Here is a 15,881-nt window from a genome sequence, read left to right as displayed (position 1 = left end):
TGCGGGGGCTCCGCCCGCGCGCTGTCCGAGTTCGCGTCCGTGGGGGGGGTTGGGCCCCCGGGGTTCGGGGGGCTCGCCCCGGTTCCGTCGTCGGACGGGGTGCGGTGGCGGGCCACGTCGACCGTGACCGGGCCGGACGCGGACAGCCCGGCCGGGACGGTCGGGACGGTGACGGGTACGGGCGCGGCCCCCGCGTTCCGTTACGGCACGGGATCGGGCCTCGCGGACCGCGGCTCCTGGGGCGCGGAGCAGGTCGACACCCTGCTGCTCCGTGCGGACCGTCCGGCCCCACCGGCGCTGAAGGCGGTGGCCACCGACGCGTATCTGGCCTCCTCCGGGGCGCGGTTGGGCCAGCAGGTCGATCTCGCGCTGGGGGGCGAAACGGTCCGGGTGACGCTGGTGAAGTCGGTGCGGGAACTCCCGACCACCGGTCCCGGCGGGACCACGGGTTCTGCGGACGGAGCCGCCGCGGGTGTGACCGGGAAGCCGGGCGGGGCGCTGCTGCTGGACCTCAGGGCGGTGTCCGAGGCGCTGGACCAGGGGTCGGGGGCCACACCGGCGCCCACCGAGTGGTGGCTGAGCACGGCGCCGGGCGACGGCCCGGCGGTGGCGGCGGAGCTGCGTGCGCTGCCCGGCACGGACCCGTCCCAGGTGCGGGTGCGGGACGAGGTGGCGCGGGAGCTGGCGGACGATCCGCTGGGGGCCGGTCCGCAGTCCGCGCTCCGTGCGGCGGCCGCCGCGGCCGCCGCCCTGGCCGCGGTCGGTTTCGCGGTCGGACTGGTGGGCTCCCGGAGCGAGCGGTCCGCCGAATTCGCCGTGTTGCGCGCCCTGGGCGCCTCCCGCCGTCGGCTGGCCCGGACGCTGGCCGTCGAACAAGGAGTCCTGATCGCCCTCGCCCTGGTGATCGGGCTTGCCCTCGGAACCGTGCTGACCAGGGCGGTCGTACCCCTCGTCGTCCTGACCGGGCAGGCGGCCCGGCCCGTGCCGGACGTGCTGGTGCTGCTGCCGGCCGGGCAGGTGGCGGCACTTCTGGCATCGGTGATCGCGCTGCCGCTGCTCTTCGTCGCGGCGACGGCACTGCGCCGGTCCGATGCCGCGGTGTCGCTCCGCCACCAGGGAGACAACTGACATGAACACTGCCCGGACACCGGCCGCCTGCGCTCCCTGGGTGCGCACCCGGCTGCGTACCGCCCCCGGTCCGTCCGTCGCCCTCGCGGTCCTCGTTCTCCTGACGGCGTTCCTCGCCGCCGCGTTCCCGCGCGCGGTCGACGCGTACAGGACGGATGCGCTGCGGCACGACATCACGAACGCCGCCCCGAGGCGGAGCGTGCTCGAAGTGACCGCGCCGCCGCCTTCTCTCTCGCAGGCGCCCGCGGTCAGGGAGCGGGCGATGCGTCAGGAGGCGCTGTCGAAGGCGAACGAGGCGCTGGCGGGAACGCTCCCCGCCCCGCTGCGGGCCGACGTGCCTCACTCCTCGTACGGCGTGCACACGACGGAGCCACTGGTCGCGGAGGAGCGCTGGCTCCCGCGTCCCGACGGGCTGCCGCCCCGGTTCACCTACGCGGCCCCGTCGGGACTCGCCGAGCACAGCACGCTGCGTGCGGGGCACTGGCCGGTGGTGCACGGCGAGGTGACCGAGGCGTCCCGTGAGGTGGAAGCGGCCGTCACCGAGGACACGGCCGCCGAGCTGAAGTTGAGGCCCGGCTCCACGATCGCCGTGGTGACCCACGGCAGGGCGGTGCTCACCGTCCGGATCACCGGCATCGTCGCGCCGCTGCGACCGGAGAGCGGCTACTGGTCGGTCGAGCCGCTGTTCCGCTCCCCGTCCCTGGCGAAGGACCCGGGCTCACCGACCCCGGTCTACTTCTGGACGGCCGCGCTGCTGCTGCCCCCGGACGCGGCGCCGGCGCTCCTCGCGACCACGGGCGAGCCCGAACTGTTCTGGCGCATCGCCCCGGACGCCTCCCGTCTCACCGCCGCCGACGCCTCCCGTACGAGCACAGCCGTCGCAGCGGTGGAGCACGGCCCGGGCCTGCTGAAGCTACGGGACGTCACCGGGCCGACCACCACGCTCACCACCGACCTCGACGCGATCCTCGACGCCCACCTCGCGATGCGCGCCGCGATCGACCCGGTGGTCACCGTCGCGGCCGTGGGCATCGCAGCGGTCGCCGCCGTCGTCCTCCTGATGACCGGCGGGCTGATCGGCGCCCGCCGCCACCACGAACTCGCGTTGCTGCGCTCGCGCGGCGGCTCCCTGCGGGGCATCGGGGTGCGGCTCCTCACCGAGACGGCCGTGGCCGTGCTGCCCGCGGCGGCGCTCGGACTGCTCCTGGCCGTCCTCCTCGTCCCGGACGCGGGGTTCGCGCCCGCCGCGGCGGGCGCCGCCGCCGTCGCCGTACCGGTCTGCGTGGTACTGCCGCTGCGCACGGCCCTGCGCCATCGCCGTCCCCTGCTGCCCGGGGCCCGCGACGACATGGTGGACGCCCGGCCCACCCGCCGTCGGACGGTCGCCGAACTGACGCTGCTCGTCCTGGCGGCCGGCGCCGTCACCGCGCTGCGCCGCCGCGGTACGTCGACGGGCTCCGGGGCCGACCTGCTGGTCAGCGCCGCACCGGTCCTGGTGGGGCTGATCGCCGCGCTCGTCCTCGTACGGCTGTACCCCCTGCCGCTGCGTCTGGCGTCCCGCCCCGCGGCGAGGCTGCGCGGTGCGGTCGGCTTCCTCTCACTGGCCCGGGCGGGCCGGGCCCCGTCGAACGGCACGCTGCTCCTGCTGGCCCTGCTGGTCGCGCTGACCACGGCGGCGTTCGGTGGCTCCGTACTCGCGGGCGTCGCGGACGCCCGCGACGACGCGGCACTGCGCGCGGTCGGCGCGGATGCCCGCGTCAGCGGCGAGGGCGCGCGCTCCACTGTTCCTGGGGACGTCGTCGGCCGGCTCCGGGCCGCGCACGGCGTCGAGGACGTGGCGCCCGTACACATCGAGTACGGGACGCAGCCGGCCGCGGCGCAGGGCACCGGGCCGGACGCGGAACGTGCGACCGTGGTGGGGGTCGAGCCCGCCTCGTACGCACGACTCGCCCGCGCCACGGGGCTGGCCGCCTTCCCGGCGGGTGCGCTGGAGAGCGGCCCGGACCGGGGCGGGGCCGTACCCGTGATCGTCTCGCCCGCTCTGGCCCAACGGCTCGGCGAGGGGCCCCACGCCGTCCGGACACAGGACGGGAGCCTCACGGTACGGGTCGCCGGAGTGCTGCCACGCACCTCCGCGGTGAGCGACGGAGAATTCCTGATCGCCGACGCCGAGGCGCTCCCCGCACCGGACCCCACCACCCTGCTGGTGACCGGAGACTCCCTCGACGGGAGACTCCTGCGCGCGGCAGCGCGCGAGGCGGGCCCGGAGTATGTGGTGCGACTGCGGTCGGCGGAGCGCGGGAAGCTCGTGGACACCCCGATGCAGGCGGGCGCCGAACGGATCTACGAGGCGGCCGTCGTGGCCGGGGCGGGGTACGCGCTGCTCGCCGTGGTCCTCTCGCTGCTGCAGACGGCACCTGAGCGCACCACGCTGTTGGCGCGGCTGCGCACCATGGGGCTCACCCCCCGTCAGGGCCGGCGGCTGCTCGCCCTCGAAGCGTTGCCGCAGGCGCTGCTGGCGGCGACGGGCGGGCTCCTCGTCGGCTGGGCGACCATCGCTCTGCTGGCACCCGGTGTCGACCTCTCCGCGCTCGCGCTGAGCAAGGTCGCGCCGGGGAACCCGCACACCGCGTCGCTGCGGGCCGATGTCCGGTCGCTGGCGCTCCCGGCGCTGGGAGTCGTCGTCCTCACCGCCGCCGTGGCCGGTGTGCAGGCGTGGTGGTCGGGCCGCCGTGGATCGATCAAGGAACTCAGGGCAGGAGACACCCGGTGACACCATCGACGGAGACCACACTGGCGGAGCTCGAGAGGCGGGCGGCCGCACGCCGCGACCGGCCCGCCTACGGGCACGACGCCCTGATCGTCTGCGACCGGCTGGTACGCGTCTTCTCCGCGGACGGCGTGGAGGTGCAGGCCCTCCAGGGACTCGATCTCCTCGTCACGGAGGGCGAGTTGATGGCTCTGGTCGGCGCGTCGGGGAGTGGGAAGTCGACCCTGATGAACATCCTGGCGGGACTCGACGTCCCCACGGCCGGCTCGGCGAAGGCGGCAGGCTGCGACCTGCTGGCCATGGGGCCGAAGGAGCGGCTCCGCTACCGCCGTGACGTGGTCGGCTTCGTCTGGCAGCAGACCTCCCGCAACCTGCTGTCGTATCTCACCGCCGCCCAGAACATCACCCTCCCGATGCAGCTGCGGGGACGCGGCAGGAACACCGAACGGGCCGCGCGCGCCGAGCTGTTGCTGGAGATGCTGGAGGTCACGGAGTGCCGGGACCGCCGTCCCGCCCAGATGTCCGGCGGACAGCAGCAGCGGGTGGCGATCGCGGTCGCACTGGCCAACAACCCGTCGGTGCTGCTGGCCGACGAGCCGACCGGTGAACTGGACTCCGCGACAGGCGAGCAGGTGTTCGCCGCGTTCCGCCGCGCCAACGAGGAGTTGGGCACGACGATCGTGATCGTGACCCACGACCAGGCGGTGGCGGACGAAGTACGCCGCACCGTCGCGATCCGGGACGGCCGCACCTCCTCCGAGGTACTCCGCCACACCGAGGTCGACGCGGAGACGGGCCGGGAGTCCCTGGTGGCCCGCGAGTACGCGATGCTCGACCGGGCGGGCCGGCTGCAGCTCCCGGCGGACTACACCGAGGCGCTGGGGATGGAGCACCGGGTCATGCTGGAGCTCGAGCGGGACCACATCGGGGTGTGGCCGGACGCGACCGGGAAGTGACCCGGGGGCGGGCCGGGCGGAGGTCGCCCGACGCCCAGGCGCCGCCCCGGTTCCTCCCTGCTGTCGGCTGCCGCGGTGGCCCTGGCCCTGGCCCTGGCCCTGGCCCTGGCCCTGGGTACGGTGCGGCGTCCGCACGGTCTCGGCTTCCGGGTCCACGGCGTCCCACCGGGTGCGGGAGGACGGTCTCGCCCCGACGGACGCGAAGCCGTCGTCCCCGGTCCGCTCGCGCGGTCACTGGGCCGGCCCGCTCCGGCCCCGCCCGCGGAACCGCCCGTCTGCGGCGGTTCAGTTCCTCGAAGACGTTCACGGCATCCCGCGCGGCACGTCGAGGGCCGGACCAGGACAGAGCGGAACATATGAATTCCGATGCAAACAGGGCAAACTTTCGCGCCGTCGGCCTCGAATGCTGGGTAGAGAGCGTCCGCGTTCGGCTCACCCCGAGTCGCATGACGACGTGGTACGCGTCCTTTCGAGGGAGCTCCTCATGACCGGAACGCAGGTTACCTCTTCGTCGCCGCCCTCTGAGGGCGCCCCTGCCCGGCACGGGCACCCCACCGAGCCGGCTGCCCGCGCCGAAGCGGCGTTCGCGGACGTGCTGGCCGACGTCATGCGACTCGATCACGTGCCGGCCGGGAGTCACTTCTTCGAGGACCTCGGTGCCGACTCTCTGGTGATGGCCCATTTCTGCGCGCGGGTCAGAAAGTGCGCGGACCTGCCGCCGGTCTCCATCCGCGACGTCTATGCGCACAGCACCGTCCGGGATCTGGCCCTCGCTCTGACGGTCACCGCTCCCCCCGTACCCGTGGAGCCTTCGCACCCTGTCCTCGCACCGTCCGTCCCGGCGCCCGCGGCTCCCTCGGGCAGGGCGAGGTACGCCCTGTGCGGGGCGCTGCAGCTGCTGGCCTTCCTCGTCTACTCGTTCCTCGTCGCGTTCGTCGGTGTCCACGGCTACGAATGGATATCCGCCGGAACCGGCGTGCTCGACGTGTATCTCCGTTCAGTCGTCTTCGGTGGCGCCGTGTTCCTGGGACTGTCGGTCGCGCCGGTACTCGCCAAGTGGGTCCTCGTGGGGCACTGGAAGCCTCAGCGGATCCGCATCTGGAGCCTGGCGTACTTCCGCCTCTGGGTCGTCAAAACACTCATCCGCTCGGATCCGCTCGTCCTCTTCGTCGGGTCGCCGCTCTACACGCTCTATCTCAGGGCGCTGGGCGCGCGGATCGGGCCGGGCGTCACGGTCTTCTCCCGCCATGTGCCCCTCTGTACCGACCTGCTGTCCATCGGTGACTCCACGGTCATCCGCAAGGACTGCTTCTTCACCGGCTATCGCGCCCGCGGAGACCTCATCGAGACCGGCACCGTGACGCTCGGGAAGGACGTGGTCGTCGCCGAGGCCTCTGTGCTCGACATCGGTACGTCGCTCGGCGACGGCGCCCGGCTGGCCCACGCGTCCGCCCTCCACAGCGGGCAGACGGTACCCGCCGGTGAATCCTGGCACGGCTCACCGGCACGGTGCGCCGACCGGGAGTACCCGGTGGTGGAACCCGTGCCCTGTGGCACCGTACGCAGGTCCCTCCACAGCGTCACGCAGTTGCTGGCCGCACTGCTGGTGTACCTGCCGCTGGCCGTCGGAGGCATCGGCATTCTGCTCGCCGAGGCCCCGCAGCTCTCCGCCGTGCTGGAACCGGGTCCCTCGATCCTCACGACGTGGGTGTTCTACCGCGACGCCCTGGCCATCTCCTTCGTGCTGCTCTTCGTGATCATGCCGCTCGGCTTCCTCGTACTCGCCGCCATCCCCCGGCTGCTCGCCCGCACCATCGCGCCGGACCGGGTCTATCCCCTCTACGGCTTCCACTACGGCATGCTGCGCGCGATCACCCTGCTGACCAACCGGCCCTTCCTCACACGCCTGTTCGGCGACAGTTCCGCCGTGGTCCCCTATCTCCGTCTGCTCGGTTACGACCTCTCCCGCGTGGAGCAGACGGGATCGAACTTCGGGACCGAGGTGAAGCACGAGACGCCCTGCCTGAGTGCGGTCGGGTCGGGGACGATGGTCGCCGACGGGCTGTCGATCAACAACGTCGAGTTCTCCAGTACGTCCTTCCGCGCCTCCCGCACCGCCATCGGACCGCGGAACTTCCTCGGCAACAGGATCGCCTACCCCTCCCGGGGCCGAACGGGGGCCAACTGCCTGCTGGCGACCAAGGTCATGGTCCCGGTGGACGGAAGGATCCGGGAAGGTGTCGGCCTCCTGGGCTCGCCGAGTTTCGAGATACCCAGGTCGGTCGAGCGGGACAGCAGCTTCGACCTCATGAAGACCGGCTCCGAGCTGCGCACCGGCCTGGCCGGCAAGAACAGGCACAACGCGGGCACCATGGGGCTGTACCTGCTGGTCAGGTGGGTCTACGCGTTCCTGGTCACCCTGGTCGTCTCGGGTTCGGCCGAGCTCTACACGTCGGTCGGCGCCGCGGCTGTCGCGCTGGGCAACGTTCTGGTGCTGCTCGTCAGCGCCGCGTACTTCGTCCTCGTGGAGCGCGCGGTCACGTCGTCCCACCCGCCGGGCCCGCTCTTCTGCTCGATCTACGACCGTCGCTTCTGGCGGCGTGAACGCTTCTGGAAGGTGCCGTCGGAACTGTTCCTCAAGGCTTTCGACGGGACTCCCTTCAAGGTGCTGATCTGGCGGCTGCTGGGGGTGCGCATCGGGCGCAGGGTCTTCGACGACGGCTGCTTCCTGACGGAGCGGACGATGGTCACCGTCGGGGACGGCTCCGCGCTCAACGCCGGCAGTGTCGTCCAGTGCCATTCGCAGGAGGACGGCGCCTTCAAGTCCGACCGCTCCGCCCTCGGTTCCCGCTGCACGCTCGGGGTCGGGGCCTTCGTGCACTACGGCGTCACGATCGGCGACGGAGCGGTACTCGCTCCGGACTCCTTCCTGATGAAGGGGGAGTCGGTGCCCGCGAACGCCCGGTGGGGTGGAAATCCGGCTACCCGGATCGACCCGGAGGCCGCCCGGAACGAGGAGGCAACACGATGAACACCTCGACACGTACCCCCTCGGAGTACTGGCGCGATGTGCTCACCGCCGGAGGAGCCGCCTCACCGGCACGGTGGACCCGCGATCCGGTGCCCGGCACCGCGGTGGTCGAGGCTGCCGCACCGGCGGCACTCGTGACCGAACTGGACCGGCTGACGGCGTCGATGGGGGTACGCCCCGCCTCTCCGATCCTGGCCGCCCACGTCAAGGTGCTGGCCGCGCTGACCGGGGAGCAGGACGTCACGACCGGCTTCGTGGCAGCCGCGGCCGCCGATCCGCTGCCGTGCCGCCTGTCGACCGGCTGTGTCACGTGGCGGACGCTGGTGCTGCACGCGGACCGTACGGAGTCGGAGCTGCGTGCCCACCAGAATTTCCCGGTCGGCGCTCTCCGCTCCGAGCTGGGCCTCCCTGCCACACCACCCGAAGTGGTGTTCGACCCGACGGGTGGTGGCGGACCTGCGCGGAAGGCCGTGCTGCAGGTGACGGTGGTCCGTCGCGACGACGCGTGCGTGCTCAGGCTGCTGTACAGCACAGAGGTGATCGACGAGGCGTACGCGAGAAGGATCGCCGGCTACCACCTCACCGCGCTCGAACTGATCGCGGCGGATCCCGACGCGGCGCACGCGAGCCAGAGCCTGGTGTCACCCGAGGAACTCCGTCATCAGGTCGACGGACTCGCGGGACCGCACCGAGAGCTCCCCGGCCTGCGCTTCCACGAACTCTTCGCGCAGCGGGCGCGCACGCATCCGGACAGGGTCGCGGCCGTCCAGGGTGACAGGTCCTGTACGTACGGGGAACTCGACCACCGTGCCAACCGGCTCGCTCACGCCCTGCTGGACTCGGGGCTCGGCCCGCAGGACGTCGTCGCCGTGGTGACCGAACGGAATCTGAACTGGCTGACCTCGGTCCTCGCGGTCCTCAAGGCCGGCGGCGTCTATCTGCCCGTCGAGCCGGGCTTCCCCGCCGACCGCGTCGCCACCATGCTGACTCGCGCCGGCTGCGGCCTGGTGCTCACCGATCCCGGTTGCGGCACCACTCTCGACGACGCCGTCACCTCTCTGGCAGGGGTACGCACGTCGTTCATAGACACCCTCTGCGAGGAGAGCCACGAGGACTCCGATCCCCGCGTACCGGTCGGACCGGACGATCTCGCCTACGTCATCTTCACCTCCGGCTCCACCGGGGAACCCAAGGGGGCGATGGTGGAGCACGCGGGAATGCTCAACCATCTCCTCGCGAAGATCGAGGATCTGGAGATCGGGGAGGGCGACGTGGTCGCCCAGACGGCGCCCCAGTGCTTCGACATCTCCGTGTGGCAGCTCCTGTCGGCCCTGCTGACGGGTGGACGCACCCTGCTGGTGGCGCAGGAGGCGATCCTGGACGTCCGCCGGTTCGTCGAGACCCTGGCGGACGGCCGGGTCGGTGTTCTGCAGATGGTTCCGTCCTACCTCGACGCCGTCCTGGCCTTCCTGGAACAGCACGCGCGCGATCTGCCCGCCCTGCGGTGTGTGTCGGTCACCGGCGAAGCCCTGAAGAAGGACCTCGTTCGGCGCTGGTTCACCACCGTGCCCGGAACAGCGCTGGTCAACGCCTACGGTCTGACCGAGACGTCCGACGACACCAACCACGCGGTCATGGACCGGGTGCCGGACACGGCACGCGTGCCGCTCGGCCGTCCGGTCAACAACGTTCGCGTCTATCTCCTGGACGAGCACCTCTCCCCGGTACCGCTGGGGGCACCGGGTGCCATAGCTTTCGCCGGGATCTGTGTCGGCCGGGGTTACGTCAACGACCCGGACCGGACGAACGCGGTCTTCCTGCCGGATCCGTTCCACACGGGCGAGCGGCTCCATCTGGGAGGGGACTACGGCCGCTGGCTCCCCGACGGACAACTGGAGTTCCTCGGCCGCAAGGACTCGCAGGTCAAGATCCGGGGGTTCCGGATCGAGACCGGTGAGATCGAGAACGCCCTGCTGCGGACACCCGGTGTGCGCGACGGCGCCGTGGTGGTCGCCGAACGGCCCGGTCCGGAGCGGCATCTGACCGCCTTCTACAGCGGTGCGCATCCCCTGCGGGCCGACGAGCTGCGGAAACGGCTCGGCGCCACACTGCCCGCGTACATGCTTCCGTCGGCGTTCCACTGGCAGGAGACTCTGCCGCTCACCGCCAACGGGAAGATCGACCGCCGGGAACTGGCCGAACGGGCGGCGGAGTCGGACGTGACCGTCGCGGACAGGAGCGACGGCCTTCCCCGCACTCCCACCGAGCGACGTCTGGCAGCGGTCTGGGCGGAGGTGCTCGGGGTCCCCGCGAAGCTCGTGGGCAGGCGGGACAACTTCTTCGACCGCGGCGGCACTTCACTGTCGGCGGTCAGGGTGGCGGTCTTCCTGGACCGGGAGGTTTCCCTGAGAGATCTGGTCCGCCACCCCGTACTCACCGATCTCGCCTCCTGCATCGACGCACGTTCCAGCTCGTGAACCGATCACTACCCCGAGGAGATCACGATGACTTCCATGGAAACGGCCACCGCCCCCGCCGATCCGGAACGGGGAGCGGGCAGGCCCGCGATGCTGCGGGTCCAGTCCGCCGCCGACCCGGCGGGCTGGGCGGCCGGAGCCCGCGAGGGGCTCCACGCCGCGCTCGCCGAACACGGTGCCGTCCTGGTCCGCGGCCTGGACCTGCACGACACGGACGGCGTCGCCGCGGTCCTCCGCGGACTTGCCGCGGAACCGGTGACGGAACGGGAGACCTTCGCCCCCCGGCGAACCTACTCGCCCGGCGTCCACTCGTCCTCCCCCTGGCCGCCGAACCAGCCGATGTGCATGCACCACGAACTGAGCTACACCACCGGCTTCCCCGGCCTCCTGCTCTTCGCCTGCCTTTCCGAGCCCACCACGGGCGGAGCCACCGGTCTGGCCGACGCATCGGACGTGCTCGGCGCCCTGCCCCGCGGTCTGACCGAGCGGTTCGAACGCGAGGGCTGGCTCCTGACCCGTAACTACACCGGCGAGGTCGGAGCCACCCTGGCCGAGGCGTTCGGCACCGACGACCGCGGGGCGGTGGAGCGTTACTGCCACGACCACGCCATCGCCTGCGCCTGGCAGCCCGACGGAGGGCTGCGCACCACGCAGAGGCGCAGCGCCGTGGTGCGCCACCCGGCCGATGGACGGTACTGCTGGTCCAACCAGATCGCCTTCCTGAACGAGTGGACGCTCGCACCCGAGGTACGCGAGTACCTCATCGACGAGTACGGTCCCGACGGCCTGCCGTTCAACACGCGGTACGGCGGCGGCGAGGCCGTCGGAGAGGATGTCGTCCGGGTCATCAACTCGGTCTACGAGGAGCACACCGTGCGCCTGCCGTGGAAGGCCGGCGACCTCCTCCTCGTGGACAACATCCGTACCGCGCACAGCAGGGAGGCCTACGAAGGACCGCGCGAGGTGGTCGTCGCGATGGCCTCGCCGACCCTGCCGGACGCTCTCTCACGGACGGTCGGGGTGGGACCGCGATGAACAGGGACCGCAGCGGCTCCCCCGCATCCGCGACGGCCGGGGACATCACCGTCCCCTCGTTCGCGGTGATCCCCGGCAGCCAGGTCCGAGGTGCCCTCGACGGCCGCGAGAAGGAGATCGTGGAGGTGGTCGAGGCCGCCTACCGGCTGCACGGTGCGGGACGGACGGTGAACCCGCCCTCCTCGTTCCTCCGCTTCCCGGACCGCGCGACTTCCCGGATGATCGCTCTGCCCGCTTCCCTCGGGGGCGAGTCACCGGTGGACGGACTGAAGTGGATCTCCAGCTTCCCGGAGAACGTGAGGTCCGGCGTTCCCCGTGCCTCGGCCGTGCTGATCCTCAACGATCCCGTGACGGGTTACCCGTTCGCCTGTATGGAAAGCTCGATCATCAGTGCCACGAGAACAGCCGCGTCCGCGGCCTCGGCGGCCGACCGGCTCAGCCGCGACCGGACACGCCCCACCCGGGTCGGGTTCTTCGGCTCAGGCCTGATCGCCCGGTACATCCATACGTTCCTCGAAGGCTCGGGCTGGTCGTTCGACGACATCGGGGTGTACGACGTCTCCGCGGACAGTGCGGCCGGATTCCGGCTGTACATGGAACAGTCCGGCAGCGCCGCGCCCGTCACGGTGCACCGCTCCCCGGAGGACCTGATCCGCACCAGCGATCTCGTGGTCTTCGCGACCGTAGCCGGCGAGCCCCATGTCGACGACCCCGCGTGGTTCGGCCACAACCCCGTGGTACTGCACGTGTCGCTGCGCGATCTCGCCCCGAGGGTCCTCCTGGCCTCGACCAACATCGTCGATGACATCGGGCACTGTCTCAGGGCGGGCACCTCCCCCCATCTGACCGAACAGCTCACCGGGAACCGGGACTTCGTGCACGGCACGCTGGACGACGTCATGGCGGGGCGGGTGACCGTCCCCGGGGACCGTCCGGCGGTCTTCTCGCCCTTCGGCCTCGGGGTGCTCGATCTCGCGGTCGGCGGCTTCGTCTACGACCGCGTCGCCCGCTCCGGCCAACTGCGGGTCGTCGACGACTTCTTCCACGAACGGAGCCGCTACGGGTGAGGGCGGCTGCCCCGCAACGGATTCGGCCCGTCCCCCTACGCCCGTGGCAAATGCCCTGAAAAGGAGTTCACCGTGTCGGTCATCACTGTCCCTCAGGCCTTCGACGAGGAGGCGCTCTACGTGGACGTCGAGCGGATCTTCGGGGAGGCCCTGCTCCTCAAGTGCGAGGGCTTCAACTTCGCCGGCTCGATCAAGCTGAAGGCCGCCGCCGAGATGGTGGCGTCGGCGGAACGCGACGGCACTCTGACGGCTGACTCCGTGCTCGTCGAGTCCTCATCGGGCAACCTCGGCGTGGCGCTGAGCATGATCGCGGCCAGCAAGGGCTACCGGTTCGTCTGTGTGACCGACTCACGCTGCAACCTCACCACACGGCTGATGATGGAGGCTCTGGGCGGCGAGGTCCAACTGGTGGCCGGCCAGGAGACCAGCGGCGGCTTCCTCGCCGCGCGGCTGGACCACGTCCGGCGCCTGTGCGCCTCCGACGACCGGTACGTGTGGCTGAGCCAGTACACCAACCCGGCCAACTGGAGGGCGCACTACCGCACCACGGCTCCGGAGATCGCTCGCTCCTTCCCGCGCCTGGACGTCCTGTTCGTGGGAGCGGGGACCGCGGGGACGCTGATGGGCTGCGCCCGGTACTTCCGGGACCGGCACCACCCCGTGAGGATCGTCGCGGTGGACACGGTCGGCTCGGTGGCGTTCGGCGGTGACCCGGGCCGCCGGATGATCCCGGGCCTGGGCATGAGCATGCATCCGCCGCTCCTGGACGAGTCGTACGTGGACGAGGTGGTGCGGGTCGGGGAGGCGGACACGATCCGTGCCTGCCGCCGCCTGGCCCGGAGCGGCTTCCTCTTCGGCGGCTCCACCGGCACCGTGGTGAGCGGCGCGGTCGGCTGGCTGGCACGGCACAGGACGCCGGACCTCACCGCGGTGGCCATCGCACCCGACCTCGGCGAGCGCTACCTCGATACCGTGTACCAGGACAACTGGGTCCAGGACCTCTACGGCGAGGGTCCGCTCGACACCACACGCCCGCCCCCGCCGACGGCGCGACGCCGCGCACACCCCGACGACCACGAGCCGGCCGGCCGTGCGTGTACGCCGTCGCCGTACGGAGCGCCCCGGCAGACGATGGATTCACCGCATTGACGCACCTGAATGGCCCCCGGAGCCCCGGGGTGCTTGTATCGCCCGGACGGTCTCCGTACCGGTGTCGACAGGTCAGCGAGGTATCCAGGTGCAATCCGCCGATCGCGGGGGAGAAGCCGGGCAGCAGACGGACGGGCCCGATCTGGAACAGCTGATGCTCTGGACGGCCGAAGGGGACCGGGACGCCTTCACCGGTGTCTACGACCGGACCGCCGGGCCGGTGATGGGTCTGGTCCACCGGGTCCTGCGGGACCCGGCGCAGTCGGAGGAGGTGGTCCAGGACGTGCTGCTCGAGGTGTGGCGTACGTCCGGCCGGTTCGAGCCCGGCCGTGGCAGCGCGATGACCTGGATCATGACCCTGGCGCACCATCGCGCGGTGGACCGCGTGCGGTCCTCGCAGGCGGGTGCGGACCGCGAGCGCAGAGCGGCTCTGCTGGACACCGGCCCACCCTTCGACGACGTGTCCGAACAGGTGGAAACCCATCTGGAGTGGCAGCGGGTGCGCCGCTGCGTCCACGCGCTCACCGACATCCAGCGCGAGACGGTGGCCCTCGCCTACTACGGGGGACTGACTTACAAGGAAGTGGCGCAGTCGTTGTCCGTACCTCTGGGCACGGTCAAGACCCGCCTGCGGGACGGGCTGATCCGGCTGCGCGCCTGTCTGGGAGGGGCGCCGTGAACACTCCGGGCCAGAGCGGTGCGGATCCGCACGACGCGAGCGGCGCCTACGCCCTGCACGCTCTCCCCGAGGACGAGCGCCTGGCTTTCGAGCGGCATCTGGCGGAGTGCGAGTCCTGCCGCGAAGAGGTCGCCGGGCTTCAGGCCACGGCCGCGCTGCTGGGAGTGGCCGCGGCGGTGACTCCACCGGTCGCCCTGCGTGACGAGGTCCTCCGCAAGGTGGCGGCCACACCGCAGGAGAAACGGGTCGGCCCCCGCAGGTCACCAGCGCCTCCGCGGCAGGCACCCGTCGCGTGGCAGCCGGCACCGGCCGCTCCGGCGGCGGACGGCCGGGCCCACGCTCCTTCGCGAAACCTGCCCCGCCTCGCGCTGGCGGCCTGCGTGGCGGCCGTCCTGGCCCTCGGCGTCGCCACGTGGCAGTACCGGGAGGCGGAGGACGCCAGAACCGGAGCCCGGCAGGCGCGCGAGCGGCAGGACGAGGTTGCGCGTGTGCTGACAGCGCCCGACGTCCAGCTGGAAACCCAGGGTCTGCGCGGCGGCGGCACGGCCACGGTCGCCGTTTCCCGCAGTGAGAACGCGGCCACGCTCGCCGTCCACGACCTGCCACGGCTACCTGCGGGCAACGTGTACGAGGCCTGGTTCATCGAGGGCGGGAAACCCGTACCGGCCGGGCTGCTCAGCCGCGACCCCGGGCGCCGGCTGACCTTCCTGGACGGTCCGGTGGACGACGCCACGGCCGTGGCCCTGTCCGTCGAACCCGCCGGGGGCTCCGAACAGCCCACCACCGTTCCCCTCGGCGCGGTCCCGCTCCCCGCCTGACAGGGCCGAGGAACCTGGCTGCCGCAGCAGGCCGCTCTCTCACGGGCGCTTCGGGCGAACAACACCTTCTTCCCCCGCACATTCTCTTCGCTTCACCCCAAACAATTCTGCCGCTGCCTACGAATCCCTTGTGCAAGGCCGGACACGACCCGGATACCGAATCCGCCAGGACAGGGATCCGCTCTCAGCGTCGGCCCCGGCACCACACCCACCGGCGTCCTCAAGGCCGTCGCCCCCTCGTCGGGACAATGTCATGACCACAACAATCACGCCCTCCGCCGTCACACCCTCCGCCGTCACGCCGGGCACCGTCACGCCGGGCCTGCTCGGCACACGGACCGTCCCGCTGCCCGCCGGGCCGGAGGCCGCCTCGCATGCCCGTCGGGCGACTGCCGCCTTCCTCCACCGGACCAGAACCGCGCTTACGCCGGACCGCCACGACGACGTCCTGCTCATCGTGTCCGAGCTGGTCACCAACGCGGTCCGGCACGCCCCCGGACCCAGCGCTCTGACCCTGACCACCACCGCGGGCGCCCTGGACATCGCGGTGACCGACTGTTCGTGCGTCGTACCGGCCACACGTGCCCCGGATCTGACCGACGGCACGGGTGGAATGGGCCTGCACATCGCCGAGGACCTGGGCGCCCGGGTCTTCACCGAACCGTTCCCGGACGGCAAGTGCGTGCACGCGGCCCTGACGACGCCGGACACCGCCCGGTGAGTCAGCGGCAGAGCAATCCTCAACTCCCGGTCCTGACCAGGGTTCGACCA

The 15,881-nt window shown here is 71.8% G+C and carries 11 protein-coding genes; all 11 read left to right on the top strand.

Annotated elements, in window-relative coordinates; all coding sequences use genetic code 11:
- On the top strand, positions 1-1,128 hold a 1,128-nt coding region (locus ACWCSV_RS29500), incomplete at its 5' end, for an FtsX-like permease family protein (protein WP_451147365.1).
- A gap of 1 nt (position 1,129) precedes the next feature.
- Positions 1,130-3,901, top strand: coding sequence for an FtsX-like permease family protein (locus ACWCSV_RS29495; RefSeq protein WP_451147363.1), 2,772 nt, complete (start codon positions 1,130-1,132; stop codon positions 3,899-3,901).
- Positions 3,898-4,854: an ABC transporter ATP-binding protein gene (locus tag ACWCSV_RS29490; protein ID WP_451147361.1), complete on the top strand. Its 957-nt coding sequence runs from the start codon at positions 3,898-3,900 to the stop codon at positions 4,852-4,854. The genes ACWCSV_RS29495 and ACWCSV_RS29490 overlap by 4 nt, the downstream gene beginning before the upstream one ends.
- 484 nt (positions 4,855-5,338) lie before the next feature.
- A complete protein-coding gene (locus ACWCSV_RS29485) occupies positions 5,339-7,885 on the top strand; it encodes a Pls/PosA family non-ribosomal peptide synthetase (protein WP_451147359.1) in 2,547 nt (848 codons plus the stop codon).
- On the top strand, positions 7,882-10,362 hold the full coding sequence (locus ACWCSV_RS29480; protein WP_451147357.1) for a non-ribosomal peptide synthetase: 2,481 nt from the start codon (positions 7,882-7,884) through the stop codon (positions 10,360-10,362). The genes ACWCSV_RS29485 and ACWCSV_RS29480 overlap by 4 nt, the downstream gene beginning before the upstream one ends.
- Before the next feature lie 27 nt (positions 10,363-10,389).
- Complete coding sequence (locus tag ACWCSV_RS29475; protein WP_451147355.1) at positions 10,390-11,397, top strand: TauD/TfdA family dioxygenase; 1,008 nt, start codon at positions 10,390-10,392, stop codon at positions 11,395-11,397.
- A complete protein-coding gene (gene sbnB / locus ACWCSV_RS29470; protein ID WP_451147353.1) occupies positions 11,394-12,464 on the top strand; it encodes a 2,3-diaminopropionate biosynthesis protein SbnB in 1,071 nt (356 codons plus the stop codon). The genes ACWCSV_RS29475 and sbnB overlap by 4 nt, the downstream gene beginning before the upstream one ends.
- 72 nt (positions 12,465-12,536) lie before the next feature.
- Positions 12,537-13,613, top strand: a complete 1,077-nt coding sequence (gene sbnA, locus ACWCSV_RS29465) for a 2,3-diaminopropionate biosynthesis protein SbnA (RefSeq protein ID WP_451147351.1) — start codon at positions 12,537-12,539, stop codon at positions 13,611-13,613.
- A gap of 88 nt (positions 13,614-13,701) precedes the next feature.
- On the top strand, positions 13,702-14,292 hold the full coding sequence (locus tag ACWCSV_RS29460; RefSeq protein ID WP_451147349.1) for a sigma-70 family RNA polymerase sigma factor: 591 nt from the start codon (positions 13,702-13,704) through the stop codon (positions 14,290-14,292).
- A complete protein-coding gene (locus ACWCSV_RS29455; RefSeq protein ID WP_451147347.1) occupies positions 14,289-15,110 on the top strand; it encodes an anti-sigma factor in 822 nt (273 codons plus the stop codon). The genes ACWCSV_RS29460 and ACWCSV_RS29455 overlap by 4 nt, the downstream gene beginning before the upstream one ends.
- 253 nt (positions 15,111-15,363) lie before the next feature.
- Complete coding sequence (locus ACWCSV_RS29450; protein WP_451147345.1) at positions 15,364-15,831, top strand: ATP-binding protein; 468 nt, start codon at positions 15,364-15,366, stop codon at positions 15,829-15,831.
- Positions 15,832-15,881: the final 50 nt, after the last annotated feature.

The organism is Streptomyces sp. NPDC001770 (assembly GCF_053596135.1).
The sequence above is the reverse complement of the archived record's forward strand: the minus strand, read 5'-3'. Positions and strand labels throughout refer to the sequence as shown.